The organism is Pseudomonas sp. DF5, assembly GCF_058148225.1.
Window position 1 is genome coordinate 1 of the sequence record NZ_JBYVYM010000015.1, and the last position, 15,896, is coordinate 15,896.

Annotated in this window: 19 protein-coding genes; 12 read left to right on the forward strand and 7 right to left on the reverse strand. The window is 60.5% G+C overall.

Features of this window, described 5'->3' with window-relative positions:
- The first annotated feature begins 110 nt into the window (after positions 1 to 110).
- Positions 111 to 998 carry a threonine/homoserine exporter RhtA gene (rhtA, locus tag AC30D7_RS15325; RefSeq protein WP_490134626.1) on the forward strand — a complete coding sequence of 296 codons (888 nt, stop codon included), beginning with the start codon at positions 111 to 113 and terminating at the stop codon, positions 996 to 998.
- A gap of 170 nt (positions 999 to 1,168) precedes the next feature.
- Complete coding sequence (locus tag AC30D7_RS15330; protein ID WP_007934217.1) at positions 1,169 to 1,450, forward strand: hypothetical protein; 282 nt, start codon at positions 1,169 to 1,171, stop codon at positions 1,448 to 1,450.
- 229 nt (positions 1,451 to 1,679) lie between these two features.
- Here AC30D7_RS15330 and AC30D7_RS15335 read toward each other — a convergent pair whose 3' ends face one another.
- The 5 genes from AC30D7_RS15335 to AC30D7_RS15355 form a co-directional block, all read right to left on the reverse strand.
- Positions 1,680 to 3,488: an aminopeptidase P family protein gene (locus AC30D7_RS15335; protein WP_490134627.1), complete on the reverse strand. Its 1,809-nt coding sequence runs from the start codon at positions 3,486 to 3,488 to the stop codon at positions 1,680 to 1,682.
- A 56-nt stretch (positions 3,489 to 3,544) separates the two neighbouring features.
- On the reverse strand, positions 3,545 to 4,711 hold the full coding sequence (locus tag AC30D7_RS15340) for a cysteine desulfurase family protein (protein WP_490134628.1): 1,167 nt from the start codon (positions 4,709 to 4,711) through the stop codon (positions 3,545 to 3,547).
- A 205-nt stretch (positions 4,712 to 4,916) separates the two neighbouring features.
- Entirely contained in the window at positions 4,917 to 5,531 is a 615-nt protein-coding gene (locus tag AC30D7_RS15345; protein ID WP_490134629.1) for a LysE family translocator, read from the reverse strand.
- A gap of 100 nt (positions 5,532 to 5,631) precedes the next feature.
- On the reverse strand, positions 5,632 to 5,901 hold the full coding sequence (locus AC30D7_RS15350) for a hypothetical protein (protein WP_192379612.1): 270 nt from the start codon (positions 5,899 to 5,901) through the stop codon (positions 5,632 to 5,634).
- Positions 5,902 to 6,056: 155 nt separating this feature from the next.
- Positions 6,057 to 6,428, reverse strand: a complete 372-nt coding sequence (locus tag AC30D7_RS15355; protein WP_490134630.1) for an antibiotic biosynthesis monooxygenase — start codon at positions 6,426 to 6,428, stop codon at positions 6,057 to 6,059.
- 96 nt (positions 6,429 to 6,524) lie between these two features.
- Between AC30D7_RS15355 and soxR the strand changes: the two genes are divergently transcribed.
- From soxR to AC30D7_RS15405, 10 genes are all read left to right on the forward strand, one after another.
- Positions 6,525 to 6,992 carry a redox-sensitive transcriptional activator SoxR gene (soxR, locus tag AC30D7_RS15360; protein ID WP_490134631.1) on the forward strand — a complete coding sequence of 156 codons (468 nt, stop codon included), beginning with the start codon at positions 6,525 to 6,527 and terminating at the stop codon, positions 6,990 to 6,992.
- 114 nt (positions 6,993 to 7,106) lie between these two features.
- Positions 7,107 to 7,565: a VOC family protein gene (locus tag AC30D7_RS15365; RefSeq protein WP_490134632.1), complete on the forward strand. Its 459-nt coding sequence runs from the start codon at positions 7,107 to 7,109 to the stop codon at positions 7,563 to 7,565.
- A 261-nt stretch (positions 7,566 to 7,826) separates the two neighbouring features.
- Positions 7,827 to 9,032: a PepSY-associated TM helix domain-containing protein gene (locus tag AC30D7_RS15370; RefSeq protein WP_490134633.1), complete on the forward strand. Its 1,206-nt coding sequence runs from the start codon at positions 7,827 to 7,829 to the stop codon at positions 9,030 to 9,032.
- The gene (locus AC30D7_RS15375) at positions 9,029 to 9,571 is read left to right on the forward strand and encodes a thiamine pyrophosphate-binding protein (RefSeq protein ID WP_490134634.1); all 543 of its coding nucleotides are present in this window, start codon (positions 9,029 to 9,031) and stop codon (positions 9,569 to 9,571) included. Before AC30D7_RS15370 ends, AC30D7_RS15375 begins: the two co-directional genes overlap by 4 nt.
- Positions 9,568 to 9,888: a hypothetical protein gene (locus AC30D7_RS15380; RefSeq protein WP_490134635.1), complete on the forward strand. Its 321-nt coding sequence runs from the start codon at positions 9,568 to 9,570 to the stop codon at positions 9,886 to 9,888. The genes AC30D7_RS15375 and AC30D7_RS15380 overlap by 4 nt, the downstream gene beginning before the upstream one ends.
- A gap of 8 nt (positions 9,889 to 9,896) precedes the next feature.
- Positions 9,897 to 10,469, forward strand: a complete 573-nt coding sequence (locus tag AC30D7_RS15385; protein WP_490134636.1) for a DUF6162 family protein — start codon at positions 9,897 to 9,899, stop codon at positions 10,467 to 10,469.
- A 35-nt stretch (positions 10,470 to 10,504) separates the two neighbouring features.
- Positions 10,505 to 11,431: a metal ABC transporter substrate-binding protein gene (locus AC30D7_RS15390; RefSeq protein ID WP_490134637.1), complete on the forward strand. Its 927-nt coding sequence runs from the start codon at positions 10,505 to 10,507 to the stop codon at positions 11,429 to 11,431.
- Positions 11,428 to 12,171: a metal ABC transporter ATP-binding protein gene (locus AC30D7_RS15395; RefSeq protein WP_490134638.1), complete on the forward strand. Its 744-nt coding sequence runs from the start codon at positions 11,428 to 11,430 to the stop codon at positions 12,169 to 12,171. Before AC30D7_RS15390 ends, AC30D7_RS15395 begins: the two co-directional genes overlap by 4 nt.
- Positions 12,171 to 13,070, forward strand: coding sequence for a metal ABC transporter permease (locus AC30D7_RS15400; RefSeq protein ID WP_007934243.1), 900 nt, complete (start codon positions 12,171 to 12,173; stop codon positions 13,068 to 13,070). The genes AC30D7_RS15395 and AC30D7_RS15400 overlap by 1 nt, the downstream gene beginning before the upstream one ends.
- Complete coding sequence (locus AC30D7_RS15405; RefSeq protein ID WP_490134639.1) at positions 13,071 to 13,985, forward strand: metal ABC transporter substrate-binding protein; 915 nt, start codon at positions 13,071 to 13,073, stop codon at positions 13,983 to 13,985.
- A 104-nt stretch (positions 13,986 to 14,089) separates the two neighbouring features.
- Here AC30D7_RS15405 and AC30D7_RS15410 read toward each other — a convergent pair whose 3' ends face one another.
- Positions 14,090 to 14,317, reverse strand: a complete 228-nt coding sequence (locus AC30D7_RS15410) for an MbtH family protein (protein WP_007934245.1) — start codon at positions 14,315 to 14,317, stop codon at positions 14,090 to 14,092.
- A gap of 81 nt (positions 14,318 to 14,398) precedes the next feature.
- On the reverse strand, positions 14,399 to 15,811 hold the full coding sequence (locus tag AC30D7_RS15415) for an aspartate aminotransferase family protein (protein WP_490134640.1): 1,413 nt from the start codon (positions 15,809 to 15,811) through the stop codon (positions 14,399 to 14,401).
- Positions 15,812 to 15,896: the final 85 nt, after the last annotated feature.

Consider the following 15,896-nt stretch of genomic DNA (forward strand, 5'->3'; position numbering starts at 1 on the left):
GGATGTTCAAAATCCCTGCTTATATATAGACGCAACCGTAACGAATGCGCAGTGTATTGCCCAGCGCATAACGCGATACTCTCGTTTCCCACCTCGGACGATGTCACGCAATGAATGACCAACCCCGCAGCCTTGCCTCGACCCTGTTCTCGGTAGGCCTGCTCTTGATAGCCATGGCATCGATCCAGTCTGGAGCCTCCCTGGCCAAAAGCATGTTCCCGGTTATCGGCGCTCAAGGGACCACCACCCTGCGGCTGATCTTCGCCAGCGTGATCATGCTGCTGCTGTTACGCCCATGGCGAGCGAAGCTCACCGCAAAGTCCCTGCGCACAGTAATTGTCTACGGGATGGCGCTGGGCGGCATGAACTTCCTCTTCTATATGTCCTTGAACACTGTTCCCCTGGGTATTGCGGTGGCCCTGGAGTTCACCGGCCCATTGGCGGTCGCTATTTATGCCTCACGGCGGGCGATCGACTTTCTGTGGATCGCTCTGGCAGCCGCGGGTTTACTGTTGTTGATTCCGACTGGCGCCACGAGTGCAGGTATTGATCTGGTTGGTGCAGGTTACGCCCTTGGTGCTGGGGCCTGCTGGGCGTTGTACATTCTGTTCGGTCAGAAGGCTGGTGCCGACAATGGCGTGCAGACCGCCGCATTGGGCGTGATGATTGCCGCACTGTTCGTAGCCCCCATAGGCATCGTCCATGCGGGTGCCGCGCTGCTGACACCCTCGCTGATTCCAGTTGCCATCGGGGTCGCCATTCTGTCCACTGCCCTGCCCTACACCTTGGAGATGGTCGCCCTCACGCGAATGCCGGCCCGCACCTTCGGCACATTGATGAGTATCGAACCTGCGTTCGGTGCACTGTCCGGCCTGTTGTTCCTCCATGAATACCTTTCCCTGTCACAGTGGATGGCTATCCTGTGCATCATTCTGGCATCCGTCGGCGCGACCATGACCATGGGGAGCACCGCCAAGCCCGCAGTTGCCGCGGACTGATACGAGATTTGACGAAGGTCTGGTATTTACCGCTCAATTAGGCCATGTTTAGGCTATGTAACTCGGTGTCAGACATGGACTTTTTCAGATAGGGATATCGGAACGCTTCAAGCAAAAGCGAATGCAGGCAGACCCGGGCACAAAGATCCGGGGCCTCAATAAGGACAGCAATGAAACGAATTTTGATACTGATCGCCGTGCTTGCAGTTGCGGGTTGCGCGGCGACCTCGAAAACCCAGATCAAACACGGCAAGAAAGGGCTGCATATCAACTGTTCGGGGCTGTCGTCCTCCTGGGACAAGTGCTACGCCAGCGCTGCCAACTCGTGCGCGCCCAAGGGGTACAAGGTGATCGCCAAATCAGGGGATGCGGTCGAAGAACCCGGAGATTATCCGTTTGGCCTTAACCCCGCCGGCTATACCAGTCGCAGTATGATCGTCATCTGCAAATAACCCTCTACGCCTATCGGGCTTTACATGGCCCGATAGGCGCTTCGCCCGGGATGCTAACGCTCGTCAGTCACTGACCGTTTAGCAAAGGGCGACATCCTCAACCCCGAGCACATCGCCGAAAACCATTGGCACCTATTGATGCGCGTGGTCACAGGTATGCAATTACGTCCCCCCGAGCACTTTCAGGCGTTTATCGATTGCGCTGGAAACAGCACCTGACACTCGCCGATCAAATAGCCGCGGTCCGGGTGTTCAGCCACTCAAGGGCCGCACCATTGAGCAACGGGCTCAAGCGCTCGCGCACTTCGGCGTGGTAGCCGTTGAACCACTGTTTTTCGTCTTCGGTCAGCAGCGACGGTTCCAGGCAGCGGGTGTCGATCGGGCACAGGGTCAGGGTTTCGAACCTCAGGAATTCACCAAATTCGCTCTTGCCTGCTTCGCGGTTCAACACCAGGTTCTCGATCCGCACGCCCCAGCGGCCCGGACGGTAGGTACCCGGTTCGATGGAAGTGATCATCCCTGGTTGCATTGCAGTTTGCGGCGCGGCAGCAGCCTGATAGGCGATGACCTGTGGACCTTCGTGAACGTTGAGGAAGTAACCGACGCCGTGACCAGTGCCATGACCGTAGTCGACGCTTTCAGCCCAGATCGGTGCGCGGGCGATGGCGTCTAGCAGCGGTGACAGGATGCCGCGCGGGAACTGCGCACGGGACAGTGCAATTACGCCTTTGAGTACGCGTGTGCAATCGCGCTTCTGCTCGCCAGTCGGCGTGCCGACCGGCACCATCCGCGTAATGTCGGTAGTACCGCCCAGGTATTGGCCGCCAGAGTCGATCAGCAACAGCCCATCACCTTCAATAACCGCGTGTTCTTCTTCGGTGGCATGGTAGTGCGGCATCGCACCGTTGGCGTTAAACGCGGCAATGGTGTTAAAGCTCAGCGACACGTAATCCAGACGCCGTGTACGGGCCGCGGTCAGGTGTTCGTCGATGGTCAGTTCAGTGATGCGCTCACGACCCCATGCTGCTTCCAGCCAGGCAAAGAATTCACACAGCGCCGCGCCATCCTGCTCCATGGCTCGGCGGATGTGCTCGGCATCGGCCAGGCTTTTCTGCGATTTGGCCAGGGTAGTCGGGTTCAAACCTTCGACAAGTTTCACACCGCTGTTCAAGTTATCCAGCAGGCCCGCCGTGACCCGCGCCGGATCGACTTGCAGGCTCGCGCCGCTCGGAATGGCGCGCAAGGCAGCGGCTACTTCGCTGTAATCGCGCAGGGTAACGCCGTCCTGTTCGAGGATGGCACGCAACTCGGCGCTCACTTTGCTCAAGGCCACGAACAAGGTGGCCTGTTGCTGACTGATCAGGGCGAAGGATACGAACACCGGGTTGAACGACACATCGCCACCGCGCAGGTTGAACAGCCAGGCGATGTCATCGAGGGTGGCAATGAAATGCCAGTCGGCACCGCGCGCTTTCAACACGTCACGCAGCTGGGCGAGTTTCTCGCCACGGCTGACGGTCGCCTGAGGCGGCAAGTGTTGATAAATCGGCTCGTTCGGCAAGCTCGGGCGATCACTCCAGACTTCGCTCAGCAAATCGATGTCAGTGCGCAGGCGTGCGCCACGCTCTTCGAGCTTGCTGCTCAGGGTACGCGCCGACGCCACGGCCATCACTGCGCCATCGACTGCGACGACACCGCCTTCAGGCGTCTGCTCGGCCAGCCAATCAAGCGGGCCGGGTTGACCCGGTTGCAGCTTGACCAGATCGATGCCGCTGCCCTTGAGTTCCTTGCTCGCTTGTTCCCAATAACGACTATCGGCCCAGACGCCGGCAAAATCCGGTGTGACGATCAGCGTACCGACCGAGCCATGGAAACCCGACAGCCACTGCCGCCCCTGCCAATAGCCCGGCAGGTATTCCGACAGGTGCGGGTCGGCCGACGGCACCAGCAGAGCATGAATACCCTCCCGGCTCATCAGCTCGCGGGTTTGCGCCAGGCGCTGGGGTACCAATCCATTGATCGAAGGCTGCGTACTCATCGTGTCTCCTGCTAACCACTTCATCATTATTGTTTGGTGCCGATCAGAGTCGGCGCTTAAGGACCTGTCGCCCAGAATGCCGGAGCACTGGCGGTGGCCGTTTTGATCAGGTGCGCAGCCTGGTCGATATCCTGCTCGGTGGTGAAACGCCCCAGGCTCAGGCGAATGGTGCGACTGGCCGAGCGCGCGTCATGCCCCAGCGCCAGCAGCACATGAGATGGCGCATTACTGGCGGAGTTGCAGGCCGACGTCGCGGAAAACGCGATCGAGGTGCTCAACGCCGCGGAATTGAACTCGCCTTCGTTGAAGGTCAGGCTCAGGGTATGGGGAATGCGTTGGGTCGGACTGCCATTGACGCGAATACCGGAAATGCTCAGCAGCTGATCGAGCAAGCGTTCACGCAGGCGCACGATGGTCGCCTTTTCTTCATCGAACGAAGCGGCCGCCAGTGCGAAAGCGGCGCCCATGGCTGCGATCTGGTGCGTCGCCAGAGTGCCGGAACGCAACCCGCCCTCATGACCGCCGCCGTGGATCTGTGCCTGCAGGCGCTGTTGCGCACGAGGCCCGACGTACAACGAGCCGATACCTTTAGGACCGTAGACCTTGTGCGCCGAGAACGACATCAAATCCACCGGCCATTGGGCCAGGTCGATCGCCACTTTGCCCACGCCCTGGGCCGCATCGACGTGAAACAATACATCGCGATCACGCACCACCTGACCAATGGCCGGGATGTCGTTGACGGTGCCCAGTTCGTTGTTGACCAGCATCAGCGACACCAGAAAGGTGTCTTCGCGCATCGCCTCACTGACCGCTTGCGGGGTAATCAGGCCTTCCGCATCGGGCACCAGATACGTCACGGCAACGCCGGTGTCCTGCAATTGTTTGGCGGTGTCGAGAATCGCCTTGTGTTCGATCTGGCTGGTGATGACATGTCCGCCGGACACACCGCGGGCCTGGGCCACGCCCTTGAGCGCCAGGTTGTTGGATTCGGTGGCGCCGGAGGTCCAGACGATCTGATCGGCCTGGGCGCCCACCAGTTCGGCGACCTGGCGCCGTGCGTGCTCGACCGTTTGCCGGGCCTGTTGACCGAAGGTGTGGGAGCTGGAGGCAGGGTTGCCGAAGTTACCGCTAAAACCCAGACACTCAACCATCACCTTGATGACCCGCTCATCCACCGGCGTGGTGGCGGCGTAGTCGAAATACAACGGACGTTTATTCATAGAAGACTCGCAGAGCGTGTTCCGGGATCAGGAAGCTCGTCACTGGAAATATCAAAGCGCCACCTCATGAGCGGCGCCGAATTTGCAGAACGACAGCAATACCTGATCGGAGGCCGTTAAAGAAGAACAACTTCATTTAAAAGTGCGTAGGAACGCTCCTGAAGTCGAGCTTAACAGGCATCGGGCAACCGGTTGAAGCAATGCGTCAGCTAAAACTTTCAAGCAATAACGGATACATGGAAGCCACCAGCAACAAGGCCATGCCCCAGTTGAACAGACGCAACCAGCGGCGATCACGTAGCACATTGCGCAATAGCGTCCCACAACCGGCCCACACACCAACGCTTGGCAAATTGATCAGGGCAAAGACCGCGGCAATCACAATCACGTTGGTGAAATAGCCCTGCATCGGCGTGTAGGTGCTGATGGCACCGATGGCCATGATCCAGGCCTTCGGGTTGACCCACTGAAACGCCGCCGCCCCCAAATAACTGATCGGCTTGCCCCCGCCCTGCTCACTCTCGGCGACTGGCCCGGAATGGGCAATCTTCCAGGCCAGGTACAGCAAATACGCCGCGCCGAGATAACGCAACACGGTGTAAAGCAATGGATAGGTTTGAAACACAGTGCCCAGGCCGAACCCGACGGCCACCACCAACACAAAGAAGCCGCAGGTAATGCCCAGCATGTGAGGGATGGTGCGGCTAAAGCCGAAATTCACGCCCGAAGCCAGCAACATGGTGTTGTTCGGGCCGGGGGTGATCGAGGTGACAAGGGCAAACAGGGCGAAGCCCAGCAGCAGGTCGAGTGAGAGTGTCATGGGTGCAGTCCATCAGGGTCAGTCAGGTGTTGACCCTATCGCACGCCTTGAGGGAAACCCATGGACAGTTGCGTGAAAGTTCGAGCAGTACAGTTGTCGCTCAGCTTTGGCGACCGTGCAGCTGTACTGTGCGCTCGGCGTTCATCTCGCCCTGCTTGTCAAAACTGATCGATTTGGTCGGCTGGCCGAGCAATTCGGCTTTCTTCGCGTGGTACTCCTCGAAGGACAAGCCCCGACGATTCAAGGCTTCCAGCGCCAGCTCCCGGGTTTCTTCGGCGGTGTAGGGACGCAATTCCGGTGAGACATGACTGGCGCATCCGGCGAGGACGGAAACGGCTAGCAGCAAGAAAGTGGTGAGTAGAGTTTTCATTTCGGGCGTCCGGATAGCTGGGTTCGGGGCAATGAATACAGGCTACCCGCGAGCCCTGACGGGCAGAAATCAATGCTCTCGATAGTGGGTATCGGGGATCGGCGAACTGGTGGTAAACAGGCGTCGCGCTACGGAGAACCTGTCGATCCAGGTTCTTACCGCTGATGCACCAACTTACAGTGCAGCGCATTGTCGTGACTGCGCTCCAGACTGTGTAACACCTGGAACGAGCCGAAGGTCACAGTTTTCGCCCGATGGACACGAATCAGCTGCCAGAAGTCCTGCTCGCCGCTTTCGAAGCTCCGGAAGGCGGCCTCCCCGGCCTCGCGGGATTGCCATTGCAGGTAATTGAGCACCCGCCGGCCATCGTCGCTGGCCTGGATACTGGCACTCAGAAAACCCGGGTAGCCCCCGGCCAGGCGCTCGGTGTGCGCCGACAGTGCCGACACCAGCGCGGATTGCTGACGGGGTTCGATTTCGAATTCGATCAGCTGGGCGAAGCTGCGATTCTTCTCTGGAGCGTGCATGAATAGTCCCCACTTGCGTGTTAAGCCGGATCTTGCGATTCGAAGGCCTGCAGGGTAAAACCTCAAGTTAACTTGAGGTCAAGGGGCATTTTTTAAATGATCACCTCGAAAAACCTGGATAAAGAACTGACTGTCGGCCAAGTGGCTGCGCGCAGCGGCGTGGCGGTTACAGCGCTGCACTTTTATGAGTCCAAAGGGCTGATTAAAAGTAATCGCAATCAGGGCAACCAGCGGCGTTATCCGCGAGAAGTGTTGCGGCGGGTGGCGTTGATCAAAGTGGCTCAGCGGCTGGGAATTCCGTTGGCGGAGATCGGCGAGGCGTTGCAATCACTGCCGGATAACCGGGCCCCGACGGCGGCGGACTGGAAGGTGCTGTCGGCGCAATGGAGTCGGGATCTGGATGAACGGATCAATCAGCTGACCCTGCTGCGGGACAGGCTCAATGGCTGCATCGGGTGTGGCTGTTTGTCGATGGAGGCGTGTCCGTTGCGAAACTTTGGGGATGTACTCGGGGACCGCGGGCCGGGGGCACAGCTGCTTGGGGCGGGGATTGATCGGAAATAGCGGCGCGGCAACTCGTCGGGCATTCGGTTGTGGCGAAGGGTCTGACCTATAGTTATCCGAGCGGAAATCGGCGAAGGAACACCCTAACTCCACAATAATTAAAGGAGAACCGTCATGAGCGTTAAACCTATTCCAGAGGGTTATCACAGCATCACCCCTTATCTGGGCATTCAGAAAGCTGCCGAAGCCATCGACTTCTACAAGAAAGCCTTTGGCGCCACCGAAGTCATGCGCCTGGCCATGCCCGATGGCGGCATCGGGCATGCCGAACTGCGCATTGGCGATTGCCCGATCATGCTGGGCACACCCTGCGACCAGGGCCCTTTGAGCAACCCGGACAAGTCACCGTCCGTGGGGCTGCATTTGTATGTGAACGATGTGGACAAGTCCTATAAACAGGCCATCGATGCCGGTGCCACGGTGGTGTCCGAGGTCAAGGATCAGTTTTATGGCGACCGCACGGGGACCTTGAAGGATCCCTATGGGCATGTGTGGTTTCTGGCCACGCGCAAGGAGGATCTGACGCAGGAACAGATCGAACAGCGGGCGAAGGAGATGTTCAAGCAGGGTTGATAGCTTCGGTACGTGATCAGCCCCCATCGCGAGCAGGCTCGCGAGGGGGCCATCACATTCAACATCAATATTGGCTGTTCCCACACAGCGCAGAAACACGAAACATTTACTTTCATATCCCCTTTCGGGATTTCCGATGCTCATACGTCTTATTTAGATGCAGCCGGTCGCGTAGGCAAAAGCCACGACCGGGCCTTTCATGGACCTCAACGCTGGGAAGCCCGCAGCAGAGGTCCTCTCATCGAAACAAGACCTTTAATCATGTCGAAGAAATCCCGCTCAAAACTCTGGTTTCTGGTCCATAGCTGGCTGACCCTGCCCATCTGGTTCTTTGTATTGATCGTCTGTGTGACCGGCACATTGGCGGTAGTCAGTCAGGAAATCGTCTGGCTAGCCAACCCGCAAATGCGCGCCAGCCCGCCCTCGGACGACGCGCCGCTGCTCAGCTATGACCAGATCATCGCTGCCATCAAAAAGGCCGAACCCCAAACGCTGGTCGAAAGTATCAACCGTCCCGACGAGTCGCATTTCGCCCTGGACGTGAAGGTCAGTTACCCGGACGGACGCTCGGTGACGGTCTATGTGAACCCCTATAGCGGGGTGATTCAAGGCACTGCTCCACCCTTCAACTTCCAGGCCTTTACTCGCGCACTGCATGGCTGGTGGCTGGTGCCATTCACCAACGGCTACAGCTGGGGCTGGTATCTGGTGTCGTTCCTCGGCTTGCCGATGCTGGCTTCACTGGTGACGGGGCTTGTGGTCTACAAACGGTTCTGGAAAGGCTTCTTGCGACCGACCCTGCGCATTCGTCATGGCGCGCGGATTTTCTGGGGCGACTTTCACCGGCTCAGCGGCATCTGGTCGATCTGGTTCATTGCGGTGATTTCCGTCACCAGCACCTGGTTCATGATTGAAGCGATCCTGTCCGATAACCATATTTCGATTTCCACCGCGCCGGTCGCCCCCGTCGTCCCGCGTGAGAGCGTGCCGCTCACCGCCGATGGCGCACCAGCGCCGATGATCAGCCTGGAAAGCGCGATCCGCGAGGCCAAGGAACGCATTCCCGGTCTGCAAGACAGCTCTGTCAGCCTGCCCGCCAATGCCTATAGCCATCTTTTGGTGAGCGGGCGCAGTTGGTACCCGTTGATCTACCAGAGCGCCGAGGTCAACCCTTACACCGGTGACATTTCCACCACGCGCCTGCTGTCGGATCGTTCGGGTCTGGAGCTGGTGACCGAATCCATGCGTCCGCTGCACACCGGCGATTTCGGCGGTATCTGGATCAAGCTGATCTGGTTCTTCTTCGGCCTGATCCTGAGCATGATGGTCCTCAGCGGCCTGTTGATCTGGACCAAACGCACCGCCCTGGCCACGGCCAATGCGCTCAAGCGCAGCAACAAGCGTCCACGGACAGCCTTGACCCATCAGCCGGTCATGAGCCGCGAAGCCACGGAGGGCAGCCGATGAGCCAGGTCGCAGCAGATAAGCCGCGCTCGCCGCTAAGTCGTTTCTGGCACACATGGCGCTTCCACATCAACGTGCTGCTGTTGCTGGTGCCGCTGGGGTTCATGCCCAAATACTTCGCCGACGCAGCGCTGTTTCGCGGAGACACCGGCTTGGGGGAGCGGGAAATCGGTGAAGTTCAGGTCGGCCCCTGGAGCCTGCGACTGGCTGAATTGCGCAACGCTGCCCCTGTATCCGATGGCCCCGCCGGTTACTTGAAGTTCTTCAATGCCGCGCTCTGCGACAGCTGTCGCGATCAGGTCAAGGCGACTTACCTGCGCATTGGCAAACCGCGCAGCCTGCGCGCAGCCGGGGTGATTTTCTTCGGCACGCCCTACAACATGGGCGCCGCGCTGCCGGTACCCGAAAAGACCAAAAACGATGCTGAGCTGTGGATCACCATGGAAGGCTGGGACGGTGCCATGCATCAAGCCTCCATTCCTCTGAGCCAGGCATCCCCGGCCACCATCGCATGGCTGACCAGACAAGGAGGCAAACCATGATCAGCGCTTTTAGCCCGGTTTTACTGGCGCTCTGCGCCGCTTTCAGCGCCAGTGCCCTGGCCCACAACCCGATGTGCGAGTGCAAGGCCATCGACGCCGAACAGATCCGTTGCACCGGTGGTTTCTCCGACGGCAGCGGCGCGCCGGGCGTGACCCTGGATGTGATCGGCTACGACGAAACCATTCTGGTGCCAGGCAAGCTCGGCGCCGATTCGACCCTGACGTTCAAGAAGCCCGGCGCTGAATTCTACGTGCTGTTCGACGCCGGTCCCGGCCACGTGGTCGAGATCGACCAAGCCGACATCGAGGCGCCCTGAACATGAGCATGACCACATCAACGACCCAAGTGGTGCGGCCCGCCGGTGCCGGCCATGAAACCCTCTATGTGTTGCTGTTGTGCCTGATAATCCTGGCGGTGGCCGGCTCGGTGGTCGCCTGGCGCGGCGAGTCCCGGGAAGTGAGCAGCGTCGGCAGCCATCAACTGGATGCCCGTCGCGACTTGAGCGCATCCGAGCAAGGTATTTACGCAGATCTGCGGGTCACGCTGGATGAAATCCATCTGTTGCGTGAGGAACAACAAGCACTGCCCACACCCGCCACCCTCGCCGAGGAAGGTTTCGCGCCGTTTGCCCAGGACGCCAGCTCCGTCAGTCGAGGCGCTCATGCCTGGCAATTGCTGGACGCCAAGGCGTACTTCGGCCAGAGCCAGACACCCACCGTGGCCGGCTCGTTTCTGATGCGTTTGACTGCTGACGATGATGCTCCAGACGTCTGGCTCAACCGCGGCAAAGCCCTCACGCCCCCGACAGATCTGACTGACACCGCGCTCGAAAGCTCCGGCTGGCAGCAGATCGTCGCGCAGTTCGATGCCGGGGTCACCCGCCAGCATCGGCACTGAACCCTCGCCCTCCCCCGAGAGAAGACCGCTTCCCCATGCCTAGTTCATCTCAACGCCCTTTTTTACGCCTGCTGTTGGTCAGCCTGCTTGCCTGTTTGCTGATGCCTCTGGCCAGTGCCGACGAAGCCAAGCGTCTGCGCATCGGCATCACCCTGCACCCTTATTACAGCTACGTGGCCAATATCGTCGGCGACAAGGCCGAAGTGGTGCCGTTGATTCCGGCCGGTTTCAACCCGCACGCCTATGAGCCCCGCGCCGAGGACATCAAACGCATCAGCGGGCTCGACGTGATCGTACTCAACGGCGTGGGCCATGACGACTTCGCCGACCGCATGATCGCCGCCAGCGAAACCCCGAATATCAAAGTGATCGAAGCCAACGAAAACGTGCCGCTGTTGGCCGCCACCGGTGTCGCCGCTCGCGGTGCCGGTAAAGTGGTGAACCCGCACACGTTCTTGTCGATCAGCGCTTCGATTGCCCAGGTCAACAACATTGCCCGCGAGTTGGGCAAGCTCGACCCGGCCAACGCTAAAACCTACACCCAGAATGCCCGCGCCTACGGTAAGCGCCTGCGGCAGATGCGCGCCGATGCCCTGGCCAAACTGACCCAGGCGCCGAACGCCGAGCTGCGCGTGGCCACGGTCCATGCCGCCTACGACTATCTGCTGCGCGAGTTCGGCCTGGAAGTCACCGCCGTGGTCGAGCCGGCCCACGGCATCGAACCCAGCCCCAGCCAACTGAAAAAGACCATCGATCAACTGCGGGAGCTGGACGTGAAAGTGATCTTCTCGGAGATGGATTTCCCGTCCACTTACGTCGAAACCATCCAGCGCGAATCGGGGGTGAAGCTGTATCCGCTGTCGCACATTTCCTATGGCGAATACACCGCCGACAAGTACGAAAAGGAAATGACCGGCAACCTCAACACCGTGGTTCGGGCGATTCAGGAGTCCGGCGCATGACCGCTCAAGAAACCCTGACCGTACAAAGCGCCGGCCCGACCCTCGACTTCGCCGAAGTCAGCCTGACCCTCGGTCGCACGACGATCCTCGACAACGTGACCTTTCAGGTCCGGCCCGGCAGCGTGCATGCCCTGGTCGGCCCCAACGGTGGCGGCAAGAGTTCGCTGATCAAGACCCTGCTCGGGCAGATGCCGCATCAGGGCCGTTTGAGCCTGCAATGGCCCGACGAACCCGGGACGATCGGCTACGTGCCGCAAGCGCTGGAGTTTGATCGCGGTTTACCAATGACCGTCGACGACTTCATGGCGGCCATGTGTCAGCGGCGCCCGGCATTTCTCGGCTTGAGCAAGCATTACGCCGCAGCGATTGGCGAAGCGCTGGAACGGGTCGGCATGCAGGACAAACGTAAACGGCGCATGGGCGCGCTGTCCGGTGGCGAGCGCCAGCGGGTTTTGTTGGCCCAAGGGCTGATTCCGGCGCCACAGTTGCTGGTGCTCGATGAGCCGATGTCGGCGCTGGATGAGGCCGGTATCCAAGTGTTCGAACGGCTGCTGGGCGATTGGCGCCAGAGCGGCATCACAGTGCTGTGGATCGAGCATGATCTGGAAGCGGTCGGGCGCCTGGCCGACCGGGTCACCGGGCTCAATCGCCGGGTGCTGTTCGATGCCACGCCGAAACAGGCGCTGACCCCGGAGCGACTGCTGACCTTGTTCTCGACCCATCCCCGGAGCGCTGCCTGATGAGCTACGAAGCCTTTCGTTTGATGGTCCAGGGTTGGGCCTCGCAAGGTTACCTGCCGGAAGCGCTGGCCTATGGTTTTGTGGTCAACGCCCTGCTCGCTGGATTACTGATCGGCCCGGTGCTGGGCGGTTTGGGCACGCTGGTGGTGGTCAAGCGCTTCGCGTTTTTTTCCGAAGCGGTGGGTCACGCGGCGTTGACTGGCGTGGCCATCGGCATTCTGCTCGGTGAACCTTACACCGGGCCTTATGGCAGCCTGTTCGGTTACTGCCTGCTGTTCGGGATTTTGCTGAACTACCTGCGCAACCGCACGGGTCTGGCGCCGGATACATTGATCGGCGTGTTTCTGTCGGTGTCGTTGGCGCTGGGTGCCAGTCTGCTGCTGATTCTGGCGGGCAAGATCAATGTGCACATTCTGGAAAACGTGCTGTTCGGCTCGGTACTGACGGTCAACGGCAACGACCTGCTGGTATTGGCGATCGTCGGCTCACTGGTGATGGCACTGGCCCTGCCGCTGTACAACCGCATCATGCTTGCCAGCTTCAACCCGCAACTGGCGGCGGTACGTGGTGTGGCGGTGAAAACCCTGGACTACCTGTTCGTGATCCTGGTGACGCTGATCACGGTGGCAGCGGTGAAAGTCATCGGCGCGATTCTGGTCGGCGCCCTGCTCGTGATTCCGGCGGCGGCCGCGCGCTTGCTCAGTCAATCGCTGAAGGGTTTCTTCTGGTGTTCGGTGCTGATTGCCACGGTGAGCACCTTGTGCGGAATTCTCGCGCCGATTGTGTTTGACCTGCCCATCCCGTCCGGTGCCGCGATCATTCTGGTGGCCGGTATCGCCTTCGCTCTGGCCGCGATCGCTCGCGGCATCGTCCCAAGTCTGAAAGGGAACCTCGGATAAATGTGTTTTTCTCTGCGTCAACTGACCCTGGCATTGACCTTCACATTGCCCCTGTGCGGCCTGGCCAATACTGGCTTTGCGGCGGACAGCGCCAAACCGCTGCACGTGCTGGCGTCCTTGCCGATCACCTATGGTCTGGGCGAAGTGTTGCTCAAAGGCACCGAAGTCAAACTGCAACGGGCCGCGCCGGACAATCTGCCCGGCAGCCGACAGACCGCCTATTTCACCGGCCGTGGCGCTCCGGCGCTGGCCAAGCTGGCGACCGACGCCGATGCCGTGATTGGTCTGCGTTCGCTGTGGGCGGATGATCCGCTGTACCCGATATCCCGGCGCAGCAATATTCGTATCGTCGAAGTCGACGCCGCCCGCCCGGTGGACGGCGCCCTTCCCGGCATCGCCGTGCAGCCCGGCAGCAAGGTCGACGGGTTGAACAGCCAGCCGTGGCTTTCCAGCAACAACATGGGGCGCATGGCAGACGTGATGGCGGCGGACCTCGTGCGCCTGGCGCCGGCGGCCAAACCGACCATCGAGGCCAATCTGGCAGCGCTCAAGCAGCGCCTGCTCAAGCTCAGTGCCGACAGCGAAGCGCGGCTGGCCAGTGCCGATAACCTGAGCGTGATGAGCCTGAGCGATCATTTCGGCTACCTGATCGGCGGCCTCAACCTGGAGCTGATCGGCCTCGATCCACGGCCGGATGCCGAGTGGACGCCTGAAGCGCTCAAGCAGTTAAGTGCGACGCTCAAGGACCATGACGTGGCGGTGGTGTTGCATCATCGACAACCGTCGGAGGCGGTGAAAGCGGCGATCTCGCAGGCAGGTAGTCGGTTGGTGGTGTTGAGTGTCGATGCGGCGGATCCGGTGGCCGAGCTGGAAGGAAATGTGGATCAGGTGATCAAGGGGTTGAGCGGGGCGTGACGTCAGTTAAACCCGCGATGGCAACCGCGCAGACAACAGAGATTTCAAACGTGAAAAACCCGCTGACCGTCACCGGTTCAGCGGGTTTCTTTTTGCGCGGCGACTCAGTGAGCCACGGCTGCCTGCTCTTCCATTTTCTGGCGCAGGCTCAGTGGACGCATGTCGGTCCAGACCTCTTCGATATAGGCCAGGCATTCCTTTTTAAGGCCGCTCTTGCCCACGGTGCGCCAGCCTTGTGGCACGGCTTTGTAGTCGGGCCAGATCGAGTATTGCTCTTCGTGGTTGACCACGACCTGAAAGAGGATGTCCTCGCGGTCGAATACTGACGTCATGCTGTCTCTCCATCGCTATAGGGTGGGCTGCACGCCGTGCGCAGCCGTTATGTAAAAAGAACGTTCGAGGCGCCGGAAAATTTAGAGGCTGGCGGTGGCTGCGGCCATGGCCCTGCCGAAAATGTCGGCCACCTGATCGATTTCGGCGGCGGTGATCACCAGTGGCGGCAGGAAGCGCACGACTCCGCCATGACGCCCGCCCAGCTCGAGGATTAACCCGCGCTTGAGGCATTCGCGCTGCACCAACGACGCCAGACGACCGAATACCGGTGGATGGCCTTGAGCGTCCGGCGCACCAGCTGGGTCGACCAATTCGACACCCAGCATCAAGCCACGCCCGCGAATGTCGCCCAGTTGCGGGAAGTCCCGCTGCAGGATGTGCAGGTGTTCGCTCAAGCGCTCGCCCATGACGGCGGCGTGCTCGCAAATCTTGTGTTCGGTCAGGTAGCGCATCACCGCAGAGCCTGCGGCCATGGCCATCTGATTGCCGCGAAAGGTTCCGGCATGGGCGCCCGGCAGCCAGGTGTCGAGCCAGTCGCGATAGACCACCACTGCCAGCGGCAGGCTGCCGCCGATGGCCTTGGACATCACCACCACATCAGGAATGATTCCGGCGTGCTCGAAGGCAAACATCTTGCCGGTGCGGGCAAAGCCGCTCTGGATTTCATCGACGATCAGCGCCACGCCGGCCTGCTCGGTGATGCGCCGCAAACCGCGCAGCCAGTCGAGATCGGCCGGAATCACCCCGCCCTCGCCCTGCACCACTTCGACGATCACCGCAGCCGGCAGTTGCACGCCAGCCTCTGGATCGTTCAGCAGGTTCTCCAGGTAGTTCAGGTTGACCTGCACTCCCTGCGCGCCACCGAGCCCGAACGGGCAACGGTAATCGTAGGGATACGGCATGAACTGCACGCCATTACCGAGCAAGGCAGCCAACGGCTTTTTCGGTCCCAGACTGCCCATCAGGCTCAGCGCGCCCTGACTCATGCCGTGGTAACCGCCCTGGAACGACAAGACTGTGCTGCGCCCGGTGGCGGTACGCACCAGCTTCAGCGCGGCTTCCACGGCATCGGTGCCGGTGGGGCCACAGAACTGGATTTTCGCTTCAGCGGCCAATGTCGGCGGCAGCAGGCCGAACAGCTCCTGGACAAACCGGTCCTTGACCGGCGTGGTCAGGTCGAGGGTGTGCAGTGGCAGTTCATCGGCCAGCACTTGCTGAATGGCTTCGATCACCACCGGATGGTTGTGCCCCAGGGCCAGGGTTCCGGCACCGGCCAGGCAATCGATGAAACGGCGGCCTTCGACATCTTCCACATAAATACCCTTGGCACGCTTGAGTGCCAGGGGAATGCGTCGCGGGTAGCTGCGGGCGTTCGATTCCTGTTGGCTCTGACGGGCCAGCAGCGGCGATTCGTTGAACTGATAAAGCGTCTCGGCAGGCGTCGGGGCAATCCGGGCCGGCTGATCTTCGATAAGGCTGGTAGCGACTGACATCTCTCGACCCCTGTTGATAGTGACCAAAACTGCACACCGGGCAGGTGCGCGGTCCGTTCAGGGGGCGCACTTGCAGGTTTTCCTG

What these genes read in the sequence shown, in the direction of transcription:
- AC30D7_RS15345 (WP_490134629.1), bottom strand. Translation starts at nt 5,531, where the DNA reads ATGACACTCTCACTCGACCTGCTGCTGGGCTTCGCCCTGTTTGCCCTT.
- AC30D7_RS15395 (WP_490134638.1), top strand. Translation starts at nt 11,428, where the DNA reads ATGACCGCTCAAGAAACCCTGACCGTACAAAGCGCCGGCCCGACCCTC.
- AC30D7_RS15400 (WP_007934243.1), top strand. Translation starts at nt 12,171, where the DNA reads ATGAGCTACGAAGCCTTTCGTTTGATGGTCCAGGGTTGGGCCTCGCAA.
- AC30D7_RS15390 (WP_490134637.1), top strand. Translation starts at nt 10,505, where the DNA reads ATGCCTAGTTCATCTCAACGCCCTTTTTTACGCCTGCTGTTGGTCAGC.
- AC30D7_RS15380 (WP_490134635.1), top strand. Translation starts at nt 9,568, where the DNA reads ATGATCAGCGCTTTTAGCCCGGTTTTACTGGCGCTCTGCGCCGCTTTC.
- AC30D7_RS15410 (WP_007934245.1), bottom strand. Translation starts at nt 14,317, where the DNA reads ATGACGTCAGTATTCGACCGCGAGGACATCCTCTTTCAGGTCGTGGTC.
- AC30D7_RS15370 (WP_490134633.1), top strand. Translation starts at nt 7,827, where the DNA reads ATGTCGAAGAAATCCCGCTCAAAACTCTGGTTTCTGGTCCATAGCTGG.
- AC30D7_RS15350 (WP_192379612.1), bottom strand. Translation starts at nt 5,901, where the DNA reads ATGAAAACTCTACTCACCACTTTCTTGCTGCTAGCCGTTTCCGTCCTC.
- AC30D7_RS15340 (WP_490134628.1), bottom strand. Translation starts at nt 4,711, where the DNA reads ATGAATAAACGTCCGTTGTATTTCGACTACGCCGCCACCACGCCGGTG.
- AC30D7_RS15405 (WP_490134639.1), top strand. Translation starts at nt 13,071, where the DNA reads ATGTGTTTTTCTCTGCGTCAACTGACCCTGGCATTGACCTTCACATTG.
- AC30D7_RS15375 (WP_490134634.1), top strand. Translation starts at nt 9,029, where the DNA reads ATGAGCCAGGTCGCAGCAGATAAGCCGCGCTCGCCGCTAAGTCGTTTC.
- AC30D7_RS15335 (WP_490134627.1), bottom strand. Translation starts at nt 3,488, where the DNA reads ATGAGTACGCAGCCTTCGATCAATGGATTGGTACCCCAGCGCCTGGCG.
- rhtA (WP_490134626.1), top strand. Translation starts at nt 111, where the DNA reads ATGAATGACCAACCCCGCAGCCTTGCCTCGACCCTGTTCTCGGTAGGC.
- AC30D7_RS15385 (WP_490134636.1), top strand. Translation starts at nt 9,897, where the DNA reads ATGACCACATCAACGACCCAAGTGGTGCGGCCCGCCGGTGCCGGCCAT.
- AC30D7_RS15365 (WP_490134632.1), top strand. Translation starts at nt 7,107, where the DNA reads ATGAGCGTTAAACCTATTCCAGAGGGTTATCACAGCATCACCCCTTAT.
- soxR (WP_490134631.1), top strand. Translation starts at nt 6,525, where the DNA reads ATGATCACCTCGAAAAACCTGGATAAAGAACTGACTGTCGGCCAAGTG.
- AC30D7_RS15355 (WP_490134630.1), bottom strand. Translation starts at nt 6,428, where the DNA reads ATGCACGCTCCAGAGAAGAATCGCAGCTTCGCCCAGCTGATCGAATTC.
- AC30D7_RS15415 (WP_490134640.1), bottom strand. Translation starts at nt 15,811, where the DNA reads ATGTCAGTCGCTACCAGCCTTATCGAAGATCAGCCGGCCCGGATTGCC.
- AC30D7_RS15330 (WP_007934217.1), top strand. Translation starts at nt 1,169, where the DNA reads ATGAAACGAATTTTGATACTGATCGCCGTGCTTGCAGTTGCGGGTTGC.